The sequence below is a fragment of the Pseudomonas sp. fls2-241-R2A-110 genome (assembly GCF_030209165.1).
Classification (GTDB): domain Bacteria; phylum Pseudomonadota; class Gammaproteobacteria; order Pseudomonadales; family Pseudomonadaceae; genus Aquipseudomonas.
The window spans coordinates 73616-96367 of the sequence record NZ_JARVSN010000023.1 but is presented as its reverse complement, the minus strand read 5'-3'; the positions used below and the strand labels follow the sequence as shown (position 1 = coordinate 96367).

General features: G+C 57.3%; 24 protein-coding genes. 16 read left to right on the top strand and 8 right to left on the bottom strand.

The features are described 5' to 3' along the window. Positions 1-22: 22 nt before the first annotated feature. On the top strand, positions 23-1273 hold the full coding sequence (locus tag QRN31_RS19170) for a ribonucleotide-diphosphate reductase subunit beta (RefSeq protein WP_084322765.1): 1251 nt from the start codon (positions 23-25) through the stop codon (positions 1271-1273). A gap of 406 nt (positions 1274-1679) precedes the next feature. Beyond that, positions 1680-2186, top strand: a complete 507-nt coding sequence (locus QRN31_RS19165) for a BRO-N domain-containing protein (protein ID WP_285433936.1) — start codon at positions 1680-1682, stop codon at positions 2184-2186. 57 nt (positions 2187-2243) lie between these two features. On the opposite strand, the gene QRN31_RS19160 is transcribed toward QRN31_RS19165, so the two are convergent. Together QRN31_RS19160 and QRN31_RS19155 are read right to left on the bottom strand one after the other, a co-directional pair. Next, positions 2244-3545, bottom strand: coding sequence for an McrC family protein (locus QRN31_RS19160; RefSeq protein WP_285433806.1), 1302 nt, complete (start codon positions 3543-3545; stop codon positions 2244-2246). Then, positions 3542-4912 carry an McrB family protein gene (locus tag QRN31_RS19155; protein ID WP_285433805.1) on the bottom strand — a complete coding sequence of 457 codons (1371 nt, stop codon included), beginning with the start codon at positions 4910-4912 and terminating at the stop codon, positions 3542-3544. The genes QRN31_RS19160 and QRN31_RS19155 overlap by 4 nt, the downstream gene beginning before the upstream one ends. 246 nt (positions 4913-5158) lie before the next feature. Here QRN31_RS19155 and QRN31_RS19150 point away from each other — a divergent pair, with 246 nt between their 5' ends. Beyond that, positions 5159-6148: a hypothetical protein gene (locus tag QRN31_RS19150; protein ID WP_285433803.1), complete on the top strand. Its 990-nt coding sequence runs from the start codon at positions 5159-5161 to the stop codon at positions 6146-6148. Between the two features lie 6 nt (positions 6149-6154). Here the strand turns inward: QRN31_RS19150 and QRN31_RS19145 are convergent, their stop codons facing one another. Then, the gene (locus QRN31_RS19145; protein ID WP_285433801.1) at positions 6155-6970 is read right to left on the bottom strand and encodes a sulfite exporter TauE/SafE family protein; all 816 of its coding nucleotides are present in this window, start codon (positions 6968-6970) and stop codon (positions 6155-6157) included. Positions 6971-7082: 112 nt separating this feature from the next. Between QRN31_RS19145 and QRN31_RS19140 the strand changes: the two genes are divergently transcribed. The 3 genes from QRN31_RS19140 to QRN31_RS19130 all read left to right on the top strand — a co-directional run bounded on the left by QRN31_RS19140 (position 7083) and on the right by QRN31_RS19130 (position 8545). Continuing rightward, positions 7083-7850 carry an AraC family transcriptional regulator gene (locus QRN31_RS19140; RefSeq protein ID WP_285433800.1) on the top strand — a complete coding sequence of 256 codons (768 nt, stop codon included), beginning with the start codon at positions 7083-7085 and terminating at the stop codon, positions 7848-7850. 93 nt (positions 7851-7943) lie between these two features. Beyond that, a complete protein-coding gene (locus QRN31_RS19135) occupies positions 7944-8261 on the top strand; it encodes a helix-turn-helix domain-containing protein (RefSeq protein ID WP_285433798.1) in 318 nt (105 codons plus the stop codon). An 11-nt stretch (positions 8262-8272) separates the two neighbouring features. Further along, positions 8273-8545: an XRE family transcriptional regulator gene (locus QRN31_RS19130; protein ID WP_285433797.1), complete on the top strand. Its 273-nt coding sequence runs from the start codon at positions 8273-8275 to the stop codon at positions 8543-8545. Here the strand turns inward: QRN31_RS19130 and QRN31_RS19125 are convergent. Continuing rightward, complete coding sequence (locus tag QRN31_RS19125; RefSeq protein WP_285433795.1) at positions 8533-9594, bottom strand: MBL fold metallo-hydrolase; 1062 nt, start codon at positions 9592-9594, stop codon at positions 8533-8535. The genes QRN31_RS19130 and QRN31_RS19125 overlap by 13 nt on opposite strands. A gap of 214 nt (positions 9595-9808) precedes the next feature. Between QRN31_RS19125 and QRN31_RS19120 the strand changes: the two genes are divergently transcribed. Both QRN31_RS19120 and QRN31_RS19115 read left to right on the top strand, forming a co-directional pair. After that, a complete protein-coding gene (locus QRN31_RS19120) occupies positions 9809-10417 on the top strand; it encodes a TetR/AcrR family transcriptional regulator (RefSeq protein WP_285433793.1) in 609 nt (202 codons plus the stop codon). Positions 10418-10558: 141 nt separating this feature from the next. Next, positions 10559-11098 (top strand): DUF1003 domain-containing protein, encoded by a 540-nt coding sequence (locus QRN31_RS19115; RefSeq protein ID WP_222588096.1) that lies wholly within the window; start codon positions 10559-10561, stop codon positions 11096-11098. A gap of 7 nt (positions 11099-11105) precedes the next feature. On the opposite strand, the gene QRN31_RS19110 is transcribed toward QRN31_RS19115, so the two are convergent. Further along, positions 11106-12047: a LysR family transcriptional regulator gene (locus QRN31_RS19110; protein ID WP_285433935.1), complete on the bottom strand. Its 942-nt coding sequence runs from the start codon at positions 12045-12047 to the stop codon at positions 11106-11108. Between the two features lie 16 nt (positions 12048-12063). Here QRN31_RS19110 and QRN31_RS19105 point away from each other — a divergent pair, with 16 nt between their 5' ends. Together QRN31_RS19105 and QRN31_RS19100 are read left to right on the top strand one after the other, a co-directional pair. After that, positions 12064-12771, top strand: a complete 708-nt coding sequence (locus QRN31_RS19105) for a CTP synthase C-terminal region-related (seleno)protein (protein WP_285433790.1) — start codon at positions 12064-12066, stop codon at positions 12769-12771. Continuing rightward, positions 12768-13097, top strand: a complete 330-nt coding sequence (locus QRN31_RS19100) for an antibiotic biosynthesis monooxygenase family protein (protein ID WP_259153051.1) — start codon at positions 12768-12770, stop codon at positions 13095-13097. Before QRN31_RS19105 ends, QRN31_RS19100 begins: the two co-directional genes overlap by 4 nt. 207 nt (positions 13098-13304) lie before the next feature. Here QRN31_RS19100 and QRN31_RS19095 read toward each other — a convergent pair whose 3' ends face one another. Further along, positions 13305-13631, bottom strand: coding sequence for a DUF2025 family protein (locus tag QRN31_RS19095; protein ID WP_285433787.1), 327 nt, complete (start codon positions 13629-13631; stop codon positions 13305-13307). 236 nt (positions 13632-13867) lie between these two features. Between QRN31_RS19095 and QRN31_RS19090 the strand changes: the two genes are divergently transcribed. Further along, positions 13868-14995: a glycerophosphodiester phosphodiesterase gene (locus QRN31_RS19090; RefSeq protein WP_285433786.1), complete on the top strand. Its 1128-nt coding sequence runs from the start codon at positions 13868-13870 to the stop codon at positions 14993-14995. A 163-nt stretch (positions 14996-15158) separates the two neighbouring features. Next, positions 15159-15464, top strand: a complete 306-nt coding sequence (locus QRN31_RS19085) for a PepSY domain-containing protein (RefSeq protein ID WP_285433785.1) — start codon at positions 15159-15161, stop codon at positions 15462-15464. Positions 15465-15553: 89 nt separating this feature from the next. On the opposite strand, the gene QRN31_RS19080 is transcribed toward QRN31_RS19085, so the two are convergent. After that, the gene (locus QRN31_RS19080) at positions 15554-15991 is read right to left on the bottom strand and encodes a hypothetical protein (protein ID WP_285433784.1); all 438 of its coding nucleotides are present in this window, start codon (positions 15989-15991) and stop codon (positions 15554-15556) included. Between the two features lie 111 nt (positions 15992-16102). Beyond that, positions 16103-17725: a methyl-accepting chemotaxis protein gene (locus QRN31_RS19075; RefSeq protein WP_285433782.1), complete on the bottom strand. Its 1623-nt coding sequence runs from the start codon at positions 17723-17725 to the stop codon at positions 16103-16105. Positions 17726-17997: 272 nt separating this feature from the next. Between QRN31_RS19075 and QRN31_RS19070 the strand changes: the two genes are divergently transcribed. The 4 genes from QRN31_RS19070 to QRN31_RS19055 all read left to right on the top strand — a co-directional run bounded on the left by QRN31_RS19070 (position 17998) and on the right by QRN31_RS19055 (position 22639). Beyond that, entirely contained in the window at positions 17998-19020 is a 1023-nt protein-coding gene (locus QRN31_RS19070; protein WP_285433780.1) for a transporter, read from the top strand. A 231-nt stretch (positions 19021-19251) separates the two neighbouring features. Continuing rightward, positions 19252-20868 (top strand): inorganic phosphate transporter, encoded by a 1617-nt coding sequence (locus QRN31_RS19065; protein WP_285433778.1) that lies wholly within the window; start codon positions 19252-19254, stop codon positions 20866-20868. 185 nt (positions 20869-21053) lie between these two features. Then, positions 21054-21920: a 2OG-Fe(II) oxygenase family protein gene (locus QRN31_RS19060; RefSeq protein WP_285433776.1), complete on the top strand. Its 867-nt coding sequence runs from the start codon at positions 21054-21056 to the stop codon at positions 21918-21920. Beyond that, positions 21917-22639, top strand: a complete 723-nt coding sequence (locus QRN31_RS19055) for a TylF/MycF/NovP-related O-methyltransferase (protein WP_007946102.1) — start codon at positions 21917-21919, stop codon at positions 22637-22639. Before QRN31_RS19060 ends, QRN31_RS19055 begins: the two co-directional genes overlap by 4 nt. Positions 22640-22752: the final 113 nt, after the last annotated feature.

The following is a 22752-nucleotide window of genomic DNA, read 5'->3' as shown; positions in this document are numbered from 1 at the left end:
CTCACGCAGGAGACGACACGTCATGCTGAGCTGGGACGAATTCGACAAAGAAGACAGCGGCGAGACCGTGGTAAAAGGCGCCAACGCCGGCCACGCGACTGAAGCCAACATGGACCGACTCGACACCGCTGGTGGTGTCGCCGCTCAAGAAGCTCGCGCCGTAACCGCGACCGACTCTGCCGCTATCGCCCGTGCAAAAGCTGCCCTGGACAACCTCGACATCGCCGAAGGCCTCGCCGAACTCGAAGGCGCCTCCGCCCGTGTTGCCGTCGACGAAAAGCGCATGATCAACTGCCGCGCCGACCTCAACCAACTCGTGCCTTTCAAGTACGACTGGGCCTGGCAGAAGTATCTGGACGGTTGCGCAAACCACTGGATGCCGCAAGAAGTCAACATGACCGCCGACATCGCCCTCTGGAAAGACCCGGAAGGCCTGACCGACGACGAGCGCCGCATCGTCATGCGTAACCTCGGCTTCTTCTCCACCGCCGACTCCCTGGTTGCCAACAACCTGGTCCTGGCCGTGTACCGCCTGATCACCAACCCGGAATGCCGCCAGTACATCCTGCGCCAGGCTTTCGAGGAAGCGATCCACACCCACGCCTACCAGTACTGCATCGAATCGTTGGCCATGGATGAAGGCGAGATCTTCAACATGTACCACGAGATCCCATCGGTCGCGAAAAAAGCCACCTGGGGCCTCAAATACACCCGTTCGATCTCCGATCCGAAGTTCGAAACCGGCACCGTCGAAACCGACAAAGAGCTGCTGCGCAACCTGATCGCCTACTACTGCGTTCTGGAAGGCATCTTCTTCTACTGCGGCTTCACCCAGATCCTCTCCATGGGCCGCCGCAACAAAATGACCGGCGTCGCCGAGCAGTTCCAGTACATCCTGCGCGACGAATCCATGCACCTGAACTTCGGCATCGACGTGATCAACCAGATCAAAATCGAAAACCCGCACCTGTGGGATGCCGAGATGAAGGAAGAAGCTTCGCAGATGATTCTGCAAGGCACTCAGCTGGAAATCGAATACGCACGTGACACCATGCCTCGCGGCGTGTTGGGCATGAACGCGGCGATGATGGAGGACTATTTGAAGTTCATCGCTAACCGTCGTTTGTCGCAGATTGGTTTGAAGGAAGAGTATCCAGGGACGACTAACCCGTTCCCTTGGATGAGCGAGATTATGGACTTGAAGAAAGAGAAGAATTTCTTTGAGACTCGGGTTATTGAGTATCAGACTGGTGGGGCGCTTAGCTGGGACTAATAGTCTCGCTCGCCACGATTTGACGATTGCTGCCTGAATCGACAAGTCGAAAAATTAAAAGCCCCGATCTGATCGGGGCTTTTTTATTGGGGAATGAATTCCTACCTTTCACCCCTACGCTACTGCGTCAAAACTCCTACAGCACTTACAGCTGCTTCCGCATTGATGTCCATTCAAAGCACCACTAAGCTCCATTGCAGGTGCCTAAGAAACGCCCAACGTAGAAAGCTTGGTCAATCACACAGATGCGCAATTCACCCTATGGTGTTTTGTCGCTCGAAGGTGACGGCTTTGCTCGTTGGGATTTCTTAATTCCACTCTACGTTGGGTCTAGCCCTGCCCCCTTAATACGTAGAGGTCACGGATTATGTCTACTCAACTCGCATCCAGAAGTTTACCCACACCAATGAACGACGAGAGGGAGCCTCTCGCATCCACCCTATTCACTCGTCGCGACATTCTTCTCCACGCCCTACTCTTCGAAAACCAAGCCTGGTTTTGCGCGCGTGATATAGGACGGCTAATGGGCAAGTATTTGGATGAGCGAATGTCCCGAAAACTCGATACAGATCAGCGACGGATGTTGTTGGTGCACGCTCACGGAGTAGCAGAGGAACGACTGATGCTCAGCGAATCGGGCGTGTATGCGTTATTGGTTTATCACTATTGCCCGGAATATCGCTCACTACGCGAATGGCTTACACATCAGGTTGTAGCTGCACTGCGTGACGCAAGACCATCGCGGGCAGTTGAGCGACCGACCTTGAGCGTTTTGGATTGGCCACAGATGCAACTGAGTTTGCTGCATTGGCAGAATGAACCATGGATTCGGATGCGGGACATGCCTTGCATCCTGCCGACCCAACAGCAAATATCCTGGTGGAGGAAAGCTTCACGGCTATTTCTATTTTAGAAAGCCGTTAAAGATGGGTGCAGCTTTCTGCACCCATTTGATTGGGAACGTTGAGCATCACGCCGACTGTTCACTTGATCGCTGTTGCTGAGAGTGAAGCGGGAACCCTTCAGGAGCGCCTAACAATACCCCACGCTCCATATCAAACGGCAGCACCCAAAGTGCGAGCTGCGGAGCGAACTCGAATACCTGCAGCGGCGCGTCAAATGCAGATCGTCTGGGGTAAATCAGCACCAACTCCCCCTCGCCCGCAAGGTATTTGTGGCCATAAGCGAACAACTGATAAAAATCGGACTGCTTCAAACCGTAGCTTTTATCCTCAGAGGATGAACTCAATCGCTTCCATTTTGTGTCCAGCACCCAACTCTTTTGTTGATGGTGAACCATCAGGTCCGGCCGTAGCTGGAAGAAATTTTTGCCTTTGTGTTGACACAAATACTCACTGTGAGATTGAGTTTGCAGTTGGGCATCGCCCTGCAAATCCCTGCCAAGACTCGCAGCTACATAGCGCTCAAACAGCCGTTCCATCGGGAACAGCAAGCTCATGCCATGCCAATCTCCAGCAACCGCCAAAGGCATCTGTTGCTTGATGATCAGCTCGCACCAGGGTTTTACCGGAACGTAGTGCGCCATCAGTCGCTCGTTGCTCCATTGTTTAAAATCCTGTTGCACGTCACGGCTTGTTGGCACCTCTAACAAAACACATCTTAGCTCATGAGCCAGTCGCCAATTACCAGCATCATTAGTCGTTTTGCAGACCTGATCTAACGCTAATTTGAGCAATCGATTTTCTGGTCGGTCGGGCAGATAGATGTCGTGTCGAATCTGAAAATGGTGCTGACGACCAAGGGGCTGGCGCATCTGCTTAACCAAATCCAATTGACCACGCAGGAATCGCTGCTCCTCTTCTACGCGTTGGTAGTCAAAGCGTAGACCTCGCTTAATCAAATGATCCAGAGCCAGCAAGAATCGGCCCATGACCCATTCGCTCAACGGCGCATCGAAGTTTTGTAGATCCGCCGCGCCGACTTCTCGGGTAGGTAAATTTAGAGAAGCTTGGATCATGCGCCGCAACAATGCTCTGCTCTGCTTGATACAGTCCTCTTGCTCAAAATGCTTGGGAAGAATTTCAAGACGCGTGCCGCAGGGTGTTTCCAGTACACCGACATAATTGTCGAGTTTCAGTAAACGGCGGTTCTCAAGTTGAACCAGCGCAGCTCCAGCATTGCTGAAAGAAGCGTTGAGTTTGCATAGCCAGTCAAAGGCAGACACTGAAACTTGCGCAAGATCCAAAGTCGGCTTAGTCACCTTATCCGTCGTCAGTCTCGCGTACTCTCGAACCGTGATGACGGGTTTCACGCCGTCAAACCTTTCTTAGTTTCAATAGCGCCTTGCAGGCTCAAGGGGATCGCTTCGTGATCAACGACTCCACAAAAAGACTCAATTCGGTCGAAGGCATCTTCGTTGATAAGCCATTGGTTACTTTGGTTACTGAGCACCACTTGATCACCGAACAACGATCCCGGATTGAACGGTGGCTGTTTGATAAAGCAATTTTCAGGGGCCTTGCGATGATCGTTAAGCACCCACTGAATTCGTAGCCAGTCCTCAAAAAAGTACTCTTGCAGCAATGGGAGCACTTGCTCACGAAAGATTAGCCCCAACCGTTTCAGCGTAGGTTCACTCTCTAAAGGCATGAAATACGCGTGCCCCAGACAATGATCACGGTCTAGCAGCATTTCGATTCGCTGATTCATCACAGTAAGGAGCTGGGCGACGTTTAGTTCGCCCACGAAAATATTTTTCAGTAGCTCAGGCTTCGGCGGCATTTCACGGAAAGTGAAACGACGACGCAACGCGATGTCTAGACCCGCCAGCGAGCGATCCGCAGTGTTCATAGTACCAATGAGATAGACATTACTCGGAACGCTGAAATGATCCTTCGAATACGGAAGCGTCACCTTCAATGCCTCATCAGCTCCGGAACGCTTGGACGGTTCTATGAGCGTAATCAGCTCGCCAAAAATTCGTGAAATGTTGCCGCGATTTATTTCATCGATGATAAGTACGCGAGCATCGCTCGAATCGGCTGTCACCTTGGCCGCTTCACCATCGGTTGGAGTATCCAGAATGCGCTCGACCAAAATCGGCAAAATATTGTTGTAGCCATTGACGAGAAATGGTTCCAGCTTGGTTTCTGAGACCTTTTCAAAAACTAGCTTGTTGCGAATATCTGTGACGGTTAATTGCCCGGAACGCACATAATCAGCAAGCGTGTTGAGGATGCTCATCCCTATCGGTAGTTCTTTCCCCTTAGGCTTAATCAAATTGAGCAACTCAACGGACGCGCTCGTAACTACATATCCCGAAGCAAATGACTCTCCTACCGTAAATGGAACACTAGGCTTTTTCATATGGGTGATGGCAGTGGCGCACAATTTTTTGAACACGCCATCGACAACGTGATAGCGCAGTTTTCCGTCCTCTCCGCTTTCTGCACGCAACCCCTCAACAAAGTCCTCGTAGCTGAAGCTTTGATGAAAAGTAACGAACTCAACACGTCCCTCTGCAGATAGCTCATCGAAGCGTTTCTTCAAAGCTGCCCGACCGTTGTTGACCTGTAGAAACTCAGGATCAAGTATTTCTAGAGCGGCCTCGATGGTGGCGTACGTCTTGCCGGTTCCCGGTGGACCAAACAAAATCTGGTTGAGTGCAGGCGAAGTCATCGAGTCACTATCCTTGCTACGTGAGCAAAATGGGCATTGCTGGCTTCCCTCACAGTCGATGAGGTTTGTATGAACCGAACCAACGTAGGAAACGGCTCACAGCCGCAGGAAACTAATCCTACAACGGTAACCACATTGCTATCACGGGTAAAGCCGTACAACGAAGTAGGTCGGATTAGCGAAAAAGCTGTGCAGAAGGAGATCCTAGCGACTATAAAAACGATCCCACGAAGAGCCAGAACACTCATGAAATTCGACCTCGCCTACTGCCTCAGCCTCGACGACAAGTTGTCGATCTATGACGTGCGCGATTTGAATTTCGACGAGACGATGGAGTTCGATTCCGCCAAGGAACACTTCCAATGTCCCAATGACGCATGCCGCTTGGCCTTCGATGCAGCAAATGTGCTGACAACGTTCAACGCCAAGAACGTGAATTACGTTCGCACCCCGCACTTCAAGAACACGCCCAGCACGCGGCATGTGGCGGATTGTCCTTACGTCAGTCTCAAGGTGTCGACGTCAGGTGTGGACGCGGACGGTGCGGAAACGGATGACAGTCGCGAGGAGCATTTCCCGTCGGAGTTGTTGCTGACTCGGCGTGAGTATGTGCGTAAGCCGTCGAACCCGTCGGTGGCCGCGGATGCGATGCGCGATGCCCCGCAAGCCGCATCGGTGGACAGTCACACGGAGCAACCGAGTCGCGAATCGGCGCCGGACAAGACCAGTGTCTTCGCCCATCCGGTAGAGTGTTTTGTGTCGAACTTCGAGGACAAGGAGTTGCTCAAGCGCATGCCGCTGAAGATTGGCGAGCACACTGCGCCTTATGGGTCGTTCTTCAAGAAGATCGAATACCTGACGGACAACAAGGGGCTGATTTACTGGGGCAAGATCAAGGAGATCAAGGATTACACCCAGAGCTTTCGTATCGATTTCGAGCAGAAGGTCTGGTTCAAGCAAGCGGACGAGACGAAGAAGAAGCCTTATTCGGTGAACGTTTACCTGAGCAAGAAGTTGATCGAGAACTACCGCAAGCGCAAAGCCTTCCTGGAAGAGATCAAGCACGCCATCGACAGTGAGGCCGAGTTGTTTTGCTTCTTTTATGGTGTGACGCCGGAGTTGAAGCAGGTGCCGAGCAAGAAAAACCCCGACCAGACGTTCGGGGTGTTCAGCGCGAATATTGAGAACCTGGATCACTTCATTATTCGGGAAGCGCCGGGGTTGGAGGCGAAGTAGCAGCATTCATTGCTGGTACATGCTGATCATCACCAACACCAGCAACCCAATATAAACCCGCGCATGGACCAGATCCGGTATCCGCCCGATCCACGGCGCAGCCAATCGAATCCCCACCAACGACCCCATCGTCAAAACCGCAAACGCCAGCAGATCCACATAACCCACAAACCACGTGCCCAGATCAAACTCGGCGAACGCCGCCATTGCCATGTAAGTCGCTGTTCCGGCGAGCGCTACCGGCAGGCTTAGCGGATTAGCCATGGACGTCGCGTGACTCATGCTCAACCCGCATCGCCGCAACAGAGGCACGGTCATGACGCTGCCGCCCACGCCAAGAAACGTGGCAATCATGCCGATTCCTACACCGCCGCCAGACTGTTCTGCCCTTCCCAATCGCCGTGGAATAGCAGTGTCGTGCGCGGTCAGAAATCCGCGTCTGAACAAGCAGTCCGCGATGGTCACGGCCAGGTAGGCGATGAAGGCGTAACGAATCAGTTCGCCACTGACCCACGTCGCGGCCACGGCGCCGACCGTCGCGCCCAAGCCGATGAAGCCACCCAACGGCCACAGGTAATGGCGAATGAGATTACCTGCGCGATGGTGTTTTCGGGTGGCGATCAGTGCGTTGACGATCATCACGCAGGTCGAGGTTGCCACGGCGATGTGCATCGCTGATTGGCCGATCGGGTCATCGTTGCCGTGGCTGGCGGTTAACAAGCGGTACAGCAATGGCACAACAACGAAGCCGCCGCCGAAGCCGAACAGCACGGCGGTGATGCCGGTCATGCAGCCGAAAAATGCCAGCAATAGGTAAAACATCACGCGTCGTCCATTGATTGAGAGCGCTCGACGATAGAGCGAAGTGCCTTGGCCGGCTTCAGCAAGCCAGCCAATAATGTTCGCGTTTACGCCAATTGCCGGAAGCCGTGAGATGCGCAACGTTTCGATTGATCTGCTGGATGAAACACTCCGACCCGTAGTGGCCGTCGGCACGGACTATTCCCACGGCCATTTGTTGCCTCGTCATACGCATCGGCGGGCACAACTCCTATACGGCGCAACGGGCGTGATGCAGGTCAGCACGCACGACGGCAATTGGGTGGTGCCGCCGCAACGGGCGGTGTGGATTCCGGCGGGTGTGGCGCATGAGGTAATGATGCTGGGGGTGAGCACGCGCAGTGTGTACATCGAACCGGGTGTGGTTGATCTGGGGGCTCGTTGCCAAGTCATCAGTGTGTCGTCGTTGATGCGGCATTTATTGATGGAGGCGGTGGAGATCCCGCTGGCGTATGACGAGGCCGGGCGCGATGGCGTGCTGATCGACTTGTTGCTGCATGAGCTGGCGCGCAGTACTCACTTGCCGCTGCATATTCCTCTACCGGTCGATGCGCGGTTGCTGGCGTTGTGCCAAGGCTTCTTGCAGCGCCCCGATGCTCATCAATCGCCGCAGCAATGGGCCGATCAATTGCACGTCAGCCTGCGCACGTTCAATCGGCTGTTTCGCCAACAGACGGAGCTGAGCTTCAGCCAGTGGCGGCAGCGGGCCTGCGTGATACTGGCCCTGGCCCGGTTAGCGGCGGGCGACCCCGTGACGCGGATAGCCCTGGACTTCGGTTATGACAGCCCCGGGGCTTTCTCGACCATGTTTCGCCGCGTGTTGGGACAGGCACCGTCCGTCTGGATGGAGGCCACGAAATAGCAAAAATCAAAAATTGAGTTTGATCCGGGCGCAAAACAACTGTACAAAATCACAGTACTTTTTGGATTAGCACTCTCGAGCCCGGAGAACACCATGGCCTCTCTTGCGATGAAAATCACCCTGGAACGTATCGCCCTTTTCCAATTCACCCCGGCCCACTGTGCCCAGGCCCGAGCGATGCTGGGTTGGAGTGTGGAAGAGCTTTCGCAGGAATCCGCTGTCTCCGTGGACGCCATTCAACGATTTGAGGCCGAGCGCGATGTGCTGGATGTCACGCGGCTGGCGTTGGCGTATCGGTTTGAATCGGAAGGTCTGGTGTTTTTCCCCGGCTTTGCGCCGGGTCGAGGGATGAATGTGCGAGGGTCGACGCCTGATCCGGTGGGTCGGGCGGACTATGCGATGGTCGAGTGAGGTGTCAGCTGATGAATGGATTCGATGAATACAACCGACGCGGTCATCCGTCTTCGGGGGATGCCGATGGGGGCGAGATGAGGGCCAAGGCCGAATGCCTGATGAAGGTCGGGATGCTCCTCGATACTGGTCAGCTGGATAAGGCTGAAGCGGCGAAAAGGCTTGGGCTGTTGTCGTCGGAGCTGGATGAAATTCTCGACGGTCACGTTAGCGATCTGACGGTGGCGAAGATCGTGGGCCGCGCCAAAGTGCGCGGCCCGACGGCAGAGGATCAAGCGTTCTGAGCGGCGATCTGCTCAATTTCTTCTTCCACGCCCGACCACCAGGCGCTCCCCCGCTGCGGGTACATGACGTTGAACGCCTCGCCCATTTGCGGGGTGGTGATCGACACATTGCGCTCCCAGGCCAACGCGAGTATCCGGTCGAAGGGTTCATACCAGGCATGCATCGACAGGTCGAACGTGCCGTTGTGAATCGGCAGTAACCAACGCCCTTTAAGGTCGATGTGCGCTTGCAGGGTTTGCTCGGGCTGCATGTGCACGTGCGGCCACTCGACGTTGTAGGCACCGGTTTCCATGAGGGTCAGGTCGAACGGGCCGTGCTGTTCGCCGATGCGTTTGAAGCCGTCGAAATAACCACTGTCGCCGCTGAAGAAGATCCGCGTATCGCCGTCGATCATGACCCACGAGGCCCAGAGCGTGCTGTTGCCATCGAACAGGCCCCGGCCGGAAAAGTGTTGCGACGGCGTGGCAATGAACTGCATGCCATCGACTTCGGTGCCCTGCCACCAATCCAGTTGGCGCACTTTGCTGGCGTCGATGCCCCACTTGATCAACGTGTCGCCCACGCCCAGCGGTGTCAGGAAGTAGTTGGCCTTGTCCGCCAGTTTGAGCACCGCTTCATAGTCGAGGTGGTCGTAGTGATCGTGGGACAGGATCACCGCTTCAATCGGTGGCAATTGTTCCAGGCTGATCGGCGGCTGGTGGAAACGCTTCGGGCCAGCCCACTGCACCGGCGAGGCACGCTCGGCGAAGACCGGGTCGGTGATCCAGAACTTGTCCCGCAACTTCAGCAGCACGGTGGAATGACCGAGTCGGTAAACGCTGTGGTTGGGAGCAGCAATCAACGCGGCTTGCGTCAAGGCTTGCACCGGAACGGGTGCCGTCGGGCGGGTGTCGCTCGGTTTGTGGAAGATCATTTTCCACATGATGCGCAACATCTTGCGAAAGCCTTCACGCTGCACGGGTGAATGGTTGCGAAAGAGTCCTTCTACCTGACGGGACGCTTCAGGTGTGGGGGTAGCATTTTCCGTTGAGGACATTGAAGTGGCCATGACTGAATGACTCCAGAAAAACCGCAAATGGCGGTTTCCCACGGTGGGACGATAAATGGCCAAGGCACGCACGCATCAGCCGGAGACGCTATTTTTGACGGTGCAGGATTAACAAAACATTACACTGCACAGTGTAGTTTCAAGGTTGCATCAAACCCGTTCACAAGTAAACTACCAAGTGTAATTCTCCATTGCCTCCTGCCGAAGCGTACTTATGACAGCTCCACAGCGACTCACCGACCGTAAACGCGAAGCCATCATTCAGGCGGCGATTGCCGAATTCCGTGCCAATGGTTTCGACATCACCAGCATGGACAAGATTGCCGCCACTGCCGGTGTGTCGAAGCGCACGGTGTACAACCACTTTCCGAGCAAGGAAGAGTTGTTCGCCGAAATCCTCAATCAATTGTGGGCGCGGGTGACGGATGAGCAGGAAACCGCCTACCGCCACGATCAGCCACTGCGCGAGCAAATGCGCCTGATGCTCAAGGCAAAGTTGCAGATGCTGGGCGATAACAATTTTCTCGACCTGGCGCGAGTTGCGATTGCTGCCACCATTCATTCGCCCGAGCGCGCACAGAACATGGTCGAGCGAATGGGCGAGCGTGAAGAAGGGCTGACGGTGTGGATTCGCGCCGCTCAGGCCGACGGTCGCCTGAAACAGGTCGACCCACAATTTGCCGCGCAGCAGATCCAGGGAATGCTCAAGTCCTTTGCGTTCTGGCCGCAGATTTCCATGGGACTACCTCCGCTGGCGGAGGAGATGCAGAACACCGTGGTGGAGTCGGCGCTGGATATGTTCCTGGCCTGCTACCAGTGCTGAATCCGGGTGCAACAAATGACACGTTCTGCGGAGTGTTCCTCCGCCGGTCACTCTGAAAATAAACACTAAAATGTGTTTCAGAATGAAACTGGCGTGAGGGCTTATAGTGATGCTAATTCCCAGCATCACGCAGAGAGCATCATGACCACCAAGCCTAAAGACACCACTGCCGCGGCTCCCGTCGATCACCTGCGCTTTCACCGCCCTCACGCGCACCTGGAACCTACGTTCGGCACTGACAAGTTTGCCTTGCGCGCCGAGGCGTTTGCGCGGTTCTTCGGTACGCCGACCTTTCTGGGCGCCCAGACGTTGATCGTGGCGCTCTGGATATGCCTTAACGTTTTTGGCGTGACCCACTTCGACGTCTATCCGTTCATCCTGCTCAACCTGGCGTTCAGCCTGCAAGCAGCGTATGCCGCCCCCCTGATTCTGCTGGCCCAGACCCGTCAGGCAGCACGGGACAAAGCCCAGTCCGACGCGGACGCCTTGCACCGGGAATCCCTCGCGGTGGCCAATAGCGAACGTCAGGCACAAGCGGCGAAGAACACCGCGCAACTCATGGAATTGCTCGAACAAAACACCCGGTTGACGGAAATGACCAAGAGCCTGACCGAACGCATCGAAAGCCTGACCTCGGAAGTGCATCAACACGTGTTGAACCACGATCAGTCGAAGACTTAACAACCGGTCAAGGCAATCGAAGCGCCCGCCCCAATTCATCAAACAACGTCACCACCGAGCGCAACGCTCGGCAATCCGGACGGGTCAGCAACCAGAGCGCGGTGTCGTATCCGTGCAAAGGGCCGGTCAGTGGTTGCAGTTGGTCGCCGATCAAAAAATCCGGCAACGCCGCGACGCCCAGTCCGGCGCGCACCAGTTCGGTGACCGACAGCATGCTGTTGCAGCGATAACCAGGCGTCACGCCGGGGAACTGCTGACGCCGCCATGCCACGGTCGGATGGTCGGGAAGAAAGTCATCCGGCGCGATCCAGGTCAGCGAGGCCAGGTCGTGCGCATCGACCGATTGCAGATACGCCGCGCTGGCGCAAACCCGGTAGGAAATATCCGCCAGACGTCGACCGACCAGATGCTCGGGCGGTGTGCGAGTCAGGCGCAAGGCAATGTCAGCATCGCGACGGCTCAGGTTGGCAAAGTCGTTTGAGGTGCTCAATTCGAGGGTAAGCGCCGGGTAGGACGGCATGAACTGCGCCAGCGCCGGCAACAGCAAACCTTGTAGAACCGAATCGGTGCAGGTCAGCCGCACGGTGCCGCTGATGACTTCACCGCCCTGCTCCGCGCCAATGCGCGCGGCGTCCAGCGCTTGTTCGGCGCGCTCCGCTTGCTCGGCCAGGGATTGCGCCAACGTGGTCGGCAGGTAACCGGCGCGGCTTTTTTCGAACAGTTGTTGGCCCAATGCGGCTTCCAGTCGGCGAACGGCGCGAAACACCGTCGACACATCGACCTTCAACAGCGCTGAAGCCCTTGCCAGAGAACCGCCACGCACCAGGGCGAGGATCAGGGCCAGGTCGGGATAGTCCAGCCGATAGTGCGTCGGTGCATTGATCACTTGGGATAACGCCAATATTGATTGCGTGAACGCCAATCTATAGTGGGCATCAGGAATCAACAACCCCGGGGAATCACTCATGGAAACCAGCGCAATCCGCATCGCCCTGATCGGAGACTACGACCCACAGATCACCGCCCATCAAGCCATTCCCGTGGCCCTCGGCATGGTGGCCGAACAGCTGAATCTGGACGTTCAATTCGAATGGATGGCCACCGACCACCTGAACACTGACGCGCCGCTGGAAGCGTTCGACGGTGTCTGGTGCGTGCCCGGCAGCCCTTATCGCGACATGGACGGCGCGTTGCGGGCGATCCGTTTTGCCCGTGAACAGCGGCGCCCGTTCCTTGGCACCTGTGGTGGGTTTCAACATGCGGTGCTTGAGTTCGCCCGAAACGTGTTGGGCTGGAAAGACGCCGAACATGGCGAAATCCACCCCGACGCAGCGCGCGCGTTGCTCACGCCATTGACCTGTTCACTGGTTGAGGCCGTGGACAGCATTCACCTGGTTGAAGGCTCGTTGATCGCCAAGGCGTACGAAAGCGCTGAAATCATCGAAGGATATCGCTGCCGCTACGGGGTTAATCCGCAGTTCGAAAGTGAGTTATTGACCCAACAGCTGCACGCTGTTGGCCATGATTCAGCCGGCGATTTGCGGGCGGTGGAACTCCAGGGTCACCCGTTTTTCGTCGCCACGCTGTTCCAGCCTGAACGCGCAGCGCTCAAGGGCACGCCACCACCGCTGGTGCGCGCTTTGATCGAAGCCTGTGCGAGACAGAAATCATGATCGCCCCGACACCGGCAACACCTTATTACGCGGTGATTTTTACCTCGCTGCGCACCGAGGGTGACCAAGGTTACGCCGAGGCCGCCGAGCGCATGGTGGAACTGGCCCGTCAGCAACCTGGGTTTCTGGGTGTGGAATCGGCTCGGGGCGAGGATGGCTTGGGGATTACGGTGTCCTACTGGGCCAGTGAAGCGGCAATTCTGGCGTGGAAGCATCATCCCGAGCACAGTGAGATTCGCGAGCGTGGGCGCTCGACGTGGTATTCGGCGTGTCATACGCGAGTGTGTAAGGTTGAGCGGGCGTATGCGTTCAAGGCAGTAAGATGATGCGGTGATGTTTAGGCCGCCATCGCTAGCAGGCTAGCTCCCACAGGGTTATGTGTCGTTCACATAACCAGTGTGGGAGCTAGCTTGCCTGCGATGGGGCCCTCAAAAGCACCACAAAAATGCTCCCACAGGGGAGATGTGTCGTACACAACACCAATGTGGGAGCTAGCCTGCTGGCGATGAGGCCAGCAAAGACACTACAAAAACTCAGCCCCGCACAAGACTCCGGATCGCCGCAATCTCCGGCACTTCCCGCCGACTCATGTACACCCGCAACGGCTCGGTGATGTTGATCCGGTCATCGATATTCTGGTCCAGCAACAACTGGATCAGCTCACGCTTGAGGGTCATGGCCTGCTCCGGTCCCGGTGCCCAGACAAACTCGCTGACAGGAATGATGCCGTCATCGGCGACGTCCATCCCGAAGGAGTCTTCGCTGAAACGCACAATGTACTGGCTGGTCTTGCGATTGAGGCCGACGAAGCCCTTGAGTTGGTCGGCGGCCTGACAGATGAGTTCGGAAGTGATGCGCATATAAACCTCACAAAAAGGTCGTTAACGACCGGTGATTGATGGTTTACACGCAAGGAAAGCAATCGGATTTCCCTCTGCCGGGGAAACTGCCGACGCCAAGGGTACTGCAAAGAAGCGCACAAAAGCGCTGGAAAAATCTGCCTTAAATACGTTTATGTCGGTCTGGCGATAGCGTAAGCGGCGCTCAGTTGTTAAAAGGTACGTCTTTGAAAATACATCGCGAAAGGAATTCGACCATGCCTGTTACCTTCACTAAAAGCGCCCTGCTGCTGAGCGTGCTGCTCGGCCTCGGCCAGGCACAGGCTGCCAGCGAGCCAGGCCCGACTGCGCTGGCGACCCGTCTGGGCATCCCTCACCCGGCCGTCATCGCCCACCGCGGCGCGTCGTTCGATGCACCGGAATCCACCGCCGCATCCTACAAACTGGCCCGCGACCTGGGTGCCGACTACCTGGAAATGGACCTGCAACGCAGCAAGGACGGCGTGCTGTTTGCCCTGCACGACAACAACCTGCAACGCACCACCGACGTCGCGAACAAATTCCCGGAGCGCAAGGACAGCCCGGCCAATGCGTTCACCATCGCCGAACTGAAAACCCTGGATGCCGGCAGCTGGTTCAATACCGCCTACCCGGATCGTGCCCGTCCTTCCTTCGCCGGCCTGAAGATTCTGACCCTCGACGAAATCATCGACATCGCTCAAGGCAATCCGCTGCACAAGCCTGGTCTGTACATCGAGACCAAGGAGCCCAAGCAATTCCCTGGCATCGAGCATGACCTCAAGGAAAAACTCCAGGACCGTGGCTGGTTGAGTCCGGCGGGTTCGAAACTGGCCAAAAGCGAATTGGGGGTCGGCCAGGGCAAAGGCAAAGTCGTGCTGCAAACTTTCGAGAAGAGCAGCCTGGAACTGCTGCAAAAAGAAATGCCGCAAGTACCCAAGATCCTGTTGCTGTGGGTCGGCGAAGGCAGCATCGAGCCCAAATCCAAGGTGACGTTTGCCGAGTCCGGCGACAAGGACAAGGCGACCTACTACGCCAAGCAACAACCGAAGAACAAAGCCGAATTCCAGCAATGGATCGACTACGCCAAGGCTCAGGGCGCAATCGGCACCGGCCCTTCAGCCGCGCTGACCAAGGGTGGCGATCAGAGCTACTCCGACCTGGTGCAACCGTGGATGAACCAGTACACCCACGACCAGGGTTTGTTGGTGCATGTCTACACCATCGACGATGCGGTTGATTACCAGAAAGTCATGGACGCTGGTGTCGATGGCATCTTCACCAACCGCGCCAGTGAGCTGCTGAAGTTCTACAAACGTCCGGCGGCGGGGACTGTTGCGCAATTGCTGCAAAACAACGGGTACTGATCTACAACCGAGGTGCGCCCATCGCGGGCAAGCCACGCTCCCACAGGGTCCATGTGGCCCTGTGGGCATCGGCTCGGCGGCGATACCGGAGGAATTAAGGGTGAATTAAGTTGCCTTGGTTAGCCTGATCCCACTTAAACGGATCACCCAAGGAAAGAACTTCATGAAAACCCTGACCGCCCTGTTCACTGCCGCCGCCCTGACATTCACCGCTGGCCTGGCCCATGCAGATGTCCGCGTCGACCAGATCCCTGAACTGGTCAAGAGCGGCAAGATCAAGCCACTGGAAGACATGAACCAGGCCGCGCTGAAACTGCACCCGGGTGCGACCATCACCGACACCGACCTGGACAACCACTTCAATGGCTACGAATACGAAGTGGAACTGAAAACCGCTGATGGCAAAGAATTCGATGTGGACTTCGACGCCGCCACCGGCAAAGTCCTGAGCAACAAACAAGACACCTGATGCACAAAACAAAGCCGCACGATCTTCGGATCGTGCGGCTTTTTTGCATTCAGCCTCTGATGAAGGGCATGACGTTCAGCCTTCGAGCATCAAGCCGTCGTACTGACCAACGAACCCGATGTGCTGGAACTGGATTGCTGCAACGCCTGCAACAGCGCCGCCGTCGCCGTCTGCAATGAGCCCGAGGTGGTTGCAATCTGCGACTGCGCCGCCGCCACGTCAGCCGCTTTGGCGTCAGCACTTTCCTGCTTGGCCTGAGCGGCTTGCAGTCGCTGCTGTTCCTCCTGCAATTGCTTTTGCAGCTCGGCAATCTGCTTGCGCAGGGCTTTCACCGAATCGGATTCTTCGCTGCTGCTGAAGCTGCTGCCACTTGACGCCGGCGCGCCACCGGCAGCCACCTTGGTGCTGTCGGTAGACGCAGTGCCGGTTGCCGTGGTGGAAGTGTCGTCAGTCTTGTCACTGATCGTGGTTTTGCTGGTGGGCGTGGAGAGGGTTTGATTGATCGAGACGGAGCTGATGCTGACCATGGGATTGATCCTATAAGGGTTCAGGGTTATCCCGTCATCGACATCCATCTAGCGGACTTGAGATCGACTGTGTACCGACTCGGTAAGCAAACCGGTACACAGCCTTTGCCGTTAGGCGCTCAGCCGCGATGTCACTTCGTTCAACTGCCCCGACAAGCCGTGCAGATTGTGGCTGGCCGCTTCAGTGCGCTGCACGTTGTTCATGTTGGTGCTGGCGATGCTGGTGATTTCGGTGAGGTTGCGTGAGATGTCTTCGGCCACCGAAGTTTGCTCTTCGGCCGCGGTGGCGATCTGACGGTTCATGTCGCGAATGGCTTCCACGGCATGGGTGATGCGCTCCAGCATGGCGCCGGCCTGGGTCACTTGCTCGACGCTTTCTTCACTGCGCGACTGACCACTTTCAATGGCCTGGGCCGCATCGACTGCGCCGGTTTGCACGGTTTGAATGATCTGGTTGATCTCGATGATCGATGCCGCCGTGCGCTGGGCCAGGCTGCGCACTTCATCGGCGACCACCGCGAAACCACGCCCGGCTTCACCGGCTCGTGCAGCTTCGATCGCCGCGTTGAGCGCCAGCAGATTGGTTTGCTCGGCGATGCCGCGAATCACTTCCAACACCTTGCCGATCCGCCCGCTGTCGGTTTCCAGTTGGCGAATGACCGTGGCGGTATTGGCGATTTCGCCACGCATCCGGGTGATGGTGTGAATGGTGCCCTGCATGACTTTTTCGCCATGCTGAGCGGACTGGTCGGCATCGTCGGCAGCACGTGCCGCATCGGCGGCATGCCGCGCGACTTCCTGGGCGGTGGCGGACATTTCGTTCATCGCCGTGGCCACTTGATCGGTACGGTTGAACTGATCGTTGGTGCCGCTGGCCATGAGGCTGGCGATGGCGTTCAGTTCACCGCTGGCGCTGTCCAGGTCCTTGGCGCTGCGCTGCAAGCGGCTGAAGGTTTCAGCGAGGAAATCGCGCAGGGTGTTGGCGGCTATCGCCAACTTGCCCAGTTCATCCTGACGGGTGCTGGCCACGCGATCGGCAAATTTTCCCTGGCTGAGTTGCGCGACGTATTCGATCAGCTTGCGAATCGGTTCAACCAGATTGCGGTTGACCAGCCACAGGCTCAACAGGCCAATCAGCAAGCCCGAGGCGAGCATCACGATGATTCCCAGCAACACCGTGCGCTCGGCGCCGGCACTGATCAGCTTCGATTGCTCGCCACCCTGCTTGCGCAATTCACTGACCAGTTCGCTCATCTGATCGCTGGTTGCGCGGTCGACACCTTTGACCGCCGTATCGCCAGCGACTGGGTCGGCACCCGCCGCCACGTAGGCATCACGGCCCTTCTGGTAGGAGGCGCCCAACAAACGGTGTTCGTCACGCAGGCGTTCGATGCGAGTCTTGAGTTGCGAGTCGATACCCTTCTGCCCGGCCAGTTCGCCAAGGATGCCCTGCACATCACGCTGGCGGTCTTCGAATTGCTTCCAGTATTTGTCCAGGTCCGCCGGTTGCTTGCCGCGCAGCAGAACGTTTTTCCATTCCTGAACCTGCACCTTGAATTGCAGGTTGGCCTCATCAATCAATTGCGAGGTATGCAGCGGCCCGTCAATCAGATTGGCGTAGCTCTGAACACCGCTGGACAGGAAATGGAAGCAGGCCAGAGCGATCAACAACATCGCCAACAGGCTACCGCTCAACAAGGCGAGAATTTGTGCTCTCAGGGATTTTTGCAGCATCGAGTGATACTCACGACAGGGGTGGAACACGCCGAACAAAGCGTGAAAGGTATTCGGACATCCCTGTCTGCAACGTTGGCTCGTGGCCAGGGCCGCGCACATTAACGTTAGGGTGATCGGCGTACCAGAGCGGGTCTTGAGATAAATCCGACCACCGGTAAGGGTTCGTTTACGGCTATTTTTTTGTCACAAAAATGTCATCGCGCCTTGCGATGATGCGGCCCAAGTGAACCTGTAAAACCCGCGGCAGGCGCCTCCCCTTGCGAGCCCTCATGAACCACAGCATCGACCAAACCCATCGCGACACGGACCTGTTCGGTCTGCTCTACGGTTTCAGTTTTCGCCCGGGCGAGCGCGGTCGCGAGATCGATTCGGCCAAGGCGCTGCAATGCTTGCAACAACCGGAGGACAGCGACGAATTCCTCTGGCTGCACCTCAACCTCGCGCATGCCGCCTGCGAGCGCTGGATGAAAAGCCATCTGGAACTGCCGGAAGAGTTTTTCGAAGCGCTGCATGAAGGCTCGCGGTCGACGCGCATTGAGCATGTCGATTCGGCGTTGCTGGCGGTGGTCAACGACGTGGTGTTCAACCTCTCAAGCATGGTGTCGTCGGATGTCTCGACACTGTGGGTCTGTGCCCGTAGTCGATTGATCATCAGCGCGCGCCTGCAACCGCTGCACTCGGTGGACAAGCTGCGCTCTTCGGTGAAAGCCGGCGAACGCTTTCGCTCGCCGCTGGAGTTGCTGGTGCATTTGCTGCGCGATCAAGGTGAAGTGCTGACGCAGATCGTGCGCAAGACCAGCCTCAGCGTCGATCAGATTGAGGATGAGTTGTTGTCCTCGCGGCTGTCGACCAACCGTGCCGAGCTGGGCGCCAATCGCAGGGTGCTGGTGCGTTTGCAGCGGTTGTTGGCGCTGGAGCCGGGTTCGTTGTTGCGCCTGCTCAACCGGCCGCCGCAGTGGTTGCAGAAAGAGGACGTGAAGGAGCTGCGCAAGTCCACCGAGGAGTTTGCGCTGATCATCAACGACCTCACGGCGCTGGGTGAACGGATCAAGCTGTTGCAGGAAGAAATCGCGGCCAACCTCAATGAGCAGAGCAACCGCACGCTGTTCACCCTGACGGTGGTCACGGTGCTGGCGCTGCCGATCAACATCATTGCCGGTTTCTTCGGGATGAACGTGGGCGGAGTGCCGCTTTCGGGGGATCCCGAGGGGTTCTGGATTCTGGTGGCGCTGGTGGCGACGTTTACCCTGATTGCCGGGCGCTGGGCGTTTCGCAAGCGCCAGGATTACTAGAAACCTGATCGTTCCCACGCTCTGCGTGGGAATGCCGCCCCGGACGCTCCGCGTCCAGCGTTGACGCAGAGCGTCAATGGATGCATTCCCACGCGGAGCGTGGGAACGATCAGGGTGATGAATCCGGCTCAATCGACAAGCTACAAACCCAAAACCTGACCTAACGCAACTCCTCTGTAACATTCAGCAACGATCATGGGCGACACTCCTTCCCTCCCAGGACTGTCCGTCATGGCTACGCCTTCCCTCACTGCCCAGACGAAAGCGGCCGCCAGAAGCGCCAAGCCGCAATTCGACAAAAAGCCTAGCCTGTTGACCCTCGTGATCTTCTTCGGTTTGTTGGCCAGCGGACTGTTGTTCACTGCTTACAGCCTGATGCACGACATGAGCGAACTCGGCACGGTGGTCACCACCTGGACGCCGTTTCTGCTGTTGGGTGTGGCGCTCCTGATCGCCCTGGGCTTTGAGTTCGTCAACGGTTTCCACGACACCGCCAACGCCGTTGCCACGGTGATTTACACCAACTCGATGCCACCCAATCTGGCGGTGGCCTGGTCCGGGTTCTTCAACTTCCTGGGCGTACTGCTTTCGAGTGGCGCGGTGGCATTCGGCATCATCGCGCTGCTGCCCGTGGAGCTGATTCTGCAAGTCGGTTCGGCCGCCGGTTTCGCGATGATTTTCGCCCTGTTGATCGCGGCGATCCTGTGGAACCTCGGCACCTGGTGGCTGGGCTTGCCGGCCTCCTCGTCGCACACCTTGATCGGTTCGATCATCGGCGTCGGCGTCGCCAACGCCCTGATGCATGGCCATGACGGCACCAGTGGCGTGGACTGGGCGCAGGCGACCAAGATCGGTTACGCGTTGCTGTTGTCACCGCTGGTCGGTTTCGGCTTTGCCGCCCTGTTGCTGCTGGCGCTGCGTGCGTTTGTTAAAAATCGCTCGCTGTACAAGGCACCGGTCGGCAACACACCGCCGCCGTGGTGGATTCGCGGCATGTTGATTGTGACCTGCACCGGCGTTTCATTCGCCCACGGCTCCAACGACGGCCAGAAAGGCATGGGGCTGATCATGTTGATTCTGGTCGGCACGTTGCCGATGGCGTATGCGTTGAACCGCACCATGCCGGCCGACCAGGCGCTGCAGTTCGCCGCCGTCGCCGAAGTAACCCAGCAAGCACTGGTGAAAGCCGCGCCGCTGCCGGCCCCGACCGATCCACGTCCGGTGCTGTCCGAATACGTGCGCAGCAAGGAAGCCACGCCACAACTGATTCCGGCCCTCGCCGCCCTCACGGGCAGCATCGGCGCACAGGTCAAGGGTTATGGCTCGCTGTCCAAAGTACCGGCCGAGGCCGTGGGCAACGTGCGTAACGACATGTACCTGACCAGCGAAACCATTCGCCTGATGGACAAGAACAAGGTCGGCAACTTCGACGCCGACACCAGCGGCAAACTGCAACTGTTCAAGCAGCAGATCGACAACTCGACGCGCTTCATTCCGCTGTGGGTGAAGATCGCCGTGGCGATTGCGCTGGGACTGGGCACCATGGTCGGCTGGAAACGCATCGTGGTGACGGTCGGCGAGAAGATCGGCAAGACCCACCTGACCTACGCCCAGGGCGCCTCGGCGGAAACCGTGGCGATGCTGACCATTGGCGCGGCGGACATGTTCGGGTTGCCGGTGTCGACCACCCATGTGCTGTCTTCGGGCGTGGCGGGGAGCATGGTCGCCAATGGCGGCGGCTTGCAGATGAAGACCATCCGCAACCTGCTGATGGCCTGGGTGTTGACCTTGCCGGCAGCGATTCTGTTGTCGGGCAGTTTGTATTGGTTGTTTACCCAGATTTTCTAGTCAACACACCTCCCTGTGGGAGCAGGCAAACCTGTTCCCACAGGGATTTTTTTTGTCCCGACAATGCATTTCGTCGAAGATTCAGCGCTTTTCGCTTTTATTGATCCGCCGCCAGCCTGATTGCTCTTCAGTTTGCTAACGTGTGGCCGACTCTTAAGAGACTCGATGCATTCAGGAGTGGAATCGTGAATCTGTACATCAATCAGCTTCAGCAAAAAGCTGACTTCAAAGAAGCCATCTACGCCGGCGACATCTTCCTGAACACCCAGCTGCGCGCGGCCAAAGAGTTGTGTGCGTTCGCTCAGGAAAGCATCACCGCCGCTTTCGACGGCGAGACTAATCACCAGGCGCTGCACACGCTGATGCCGGTGGAAGAATTCGTGGTCCTGGTGACGCGCCTCAAAGGCCAGTTCACCAACAGCCAGCGCGCCAAGGACCTGATCCTGGCGTTTATCGACGAGATCGGCGTCGATCCGCGCGAATACATCTTCGACGTGCCGCGCATTCGCGTGGTGCCCAACTATGACTACCTGCACGCCGGTGTCAGCTATGCCTACAAACCGCATCGCGACACGTGGTACGGCAGCGTCGATTGCCAGATCAACACCTGGATGCCGGTGCACACCATTCGCCCCGACCAGACCATGATGATCAACGCCGGCTACTTCGACGTGCCGGTGAAGAACACCTCCAGCCAATGGAGCCTCAACGACTGGATCAGCAACCAGCGGCACAAGGCCAAGGACAACCTCAAGGAGGAAGTCCGCGTGCACCCGGTGCCGCTGGAAGACATCAACACCGCGTCCGAAGTGCGCATTGCCGGCAACACTGGCGAGATGCTGATTTTCTCTGGTTCGCACCTGCACGGCACGGTCGCCAACCACACCAATCAAACCCGCTTCAGCGTGGATTTCCGCCTGATGCACCTCGACGACCTCAAGCACAAGCGCGGCGCGATCAACGTCGACAGCGCTTGCCCTGATGTCGGCGCCGGTTTCAAAGATTATTTCCACGCCCACGACTTTTCGAATTTCCAAGGAATCCAGCAATGACCAAGCGTCGCATCACGCCCGCAGAGGCCCAGTACAACGAAACCCGTGCCAACGTTCTCAAACGGGTCGATGCCGAGTACGTGGCCGACGCGCCGTTCGTCTTCGCCAACCGCATCGGCGTGACCGCTGCGCTGTCGCGCATGGAGCTGTTCAAGAAAGTCGCAGAAGTACCGGGCGCGATCATCGAGTGCGGCGTGTACAAGGGCAACTCGCTGATGCTGTACATGCACTTGTCGATGATTCTTGAACCGTACGCGATCAACCGCTCGATCATTGGCTTCGACACGTTCGAAGGCTTCCAGAGCATCGACAAGAAAGAAGACCCGGCCGACGTCAACGAGACCATGTTCTCCGACACCGACCAGTCGCTGATCCAGGACATGATCGACGCCAACGACCTGTTGCGCCCGGTCAACCGTATCCCGCGTTGCGAACTGGTCAAAGGCGACATCGTCAAAACCGTGCCGGAATGGGTCAAGACCCGCCCGGACCTGGTCGTGGCCATGCTGATCCTCGACACCGACCTGTACGAATCGACCAAGGTCGCGCTGGAAACCTTCCTGCCGTACATGCCAAAAGGCGCGATCGTGGTACTGGACGAAGTGGCTTACCGCAACTTCCCGGGCGAAACCAAAGCCCTGCGCGAAGTGCTGGACCTGAACAAGATCGAGCTCAAGCGTCTGCCGTTTGATAGCTGCGTCGGCTACTTCCACGTCTAATGCAAAACCCCTGTGGGAGTGAGCCTGCTCGCTCCCACAGGTGATGTGTTGTGCTTCAGCAGCGGGACGCCAATTCATCCGCGATGTCCCGATAACAGGCCTTGAGTTGAGCG

Bases quoted from the DNA above. Each gene is read 5' to 3' on its own strand.
- QRN31_RS19145 (WP_285433801.1), bottom strand. From the start codon at position 6,970: ATGTTTTACCTATTGCTGGCATTTTTCGGCTGCATGACCGGCATCACC.
- QRN31_RS19140 (WP_285433800.1), top strand. From the start codon at position 7,083: ATGCGCAACGTTTCGATTGATCTGCTGGATGAAACACTCCGACCCGTA.
- QRN31_RS19150 (WP_285433803.1), top strand. From the start codon at position 5,159: ATGAAATTCGACCTCGCCTACTGCCTCAGCCTCGACGACAAGTTGTCG.
- QRN31_RS19100 (WP_259153051.1), top strand. From the start codon at position 12,768: ATGATCGCCCCGACACCGGCAACACCTTATTACGCGGTGATTTTTACC.
- QRN31_RS19135 (WP_285433798.1), top strand. From the start codon at position 7,944: ATGGCCTCTCTTGCGATGAAAATCACCCTGGAACGTATCGCCCTTTTC.
- QRN31_RS19085 (WP_285433785.1), top strand. From the start codon at position 15,159: ATGAAAACCCTGACCGCCCTGTTCACTGCCGCCGCCCTGACATTCACC.
- QRN31_RS19080 (WP_285433784.1), bottom strand. From the start codon at position 15,991: ATGGTCAGCATCAGCTCCGTCTCGATCAATCAAACCCTCTCCACGCCC.
- QRN31_RS19055 (WP_007946102.1), top strand. From the start codon at position 21,917: ATGACCAAGCGTCGCATCACGCCCGCAGAGGCCCAGTACAACGAAACC.
- QRN31_RS19165 (WP_285433936.1), top strand. From the start codon at position 1,680: ATGAACGACGAGAGGGAGCCTCTCGCATCCACCCTATTCACTCGTCGC.
- QRN31_RS19095 (WP_285433787.1), bottom strand. From the start codon at position 13,631: ATGCGCATCACTTCCGAACTCATCTGTCAGGCCGCCGACCAACTCAAG.
- QRN31_RS19130 (WP_285433797.1), top strand. From the start codon at position 8,273: ATGAATGGATTCGATGAATACAACCGACGCGGTCATCCGTCTTCGGGG.
- QRN31_RS19090 (WP_285433786.1), top strand. From the start codon at position 13,868: ATGCCTGTTACCTTCACTAAAAGCGCCCTGCTGCTGAGCGTGCTGCTC.
- QRN31_RS19155 (WP_285433805.1), bottom strand. From the start codon at position 4,912: ATGACTTCGCCTGCACTCAACCAGATTTTGTTTGGTCCACCGGGAACC.
- QRN31_RS19170 (WP_084322765.1), top strand. From the start codon at position 23: ATGCTGAGCTGGGACGAATTCGACAAAGAAGACAGCGGCGAGACCGTG.
- QRN31_RS19120 (WP_285433793.1), top strand. From the start codon at position 9,809: ATGACAGCTCCACAGCGACTCACCGACCGTAAACGCGAAGCCATCATT.
- QRN31_RS19065 (WP_285433778.1), top strand. From the start codon at position 19,252: ATGGCTACGCCTTCCCTCACTGCCCAGACGAAAGCGGCCGCCAGAAGC.
- QRN31_RS19105 (WP_285433790.1), top strand. From the start codon at position 12,064: ATGGAAACCAGCGCAATCCGCATCGCCCTGATCGGAGACTACGACCCA.
- QRN31_RS19075 (WP_285433782.1), bottom strand. From the start codon at position 17,725: ATGCTGCAAAAATCCCTGAGAGCACAAATTCTCGCCTTGTTGAGCGGT.
- QRN31_RS19070 (WP_285433780.1), top strand. From the start codon at position 17,998: ATGAACCACAGCATCGACCAAACCCATCGCGACACGGACCTGTTCGGT.
- QRN31_RS19115 (WP_222588096.1), top strand. From the start codon at position 10,559: ATGACCACCAAGCCTAAAGACACCACTGCCGCGGCTCCCGTCGATCAC.
- QRN31_RS19125 (WP_285433795.1), bottom strand. From the start codon at position 9,594: ATGGCCACTTCAATGTCCTCAACGGAAAATGCTACCCCCACACCTGAA.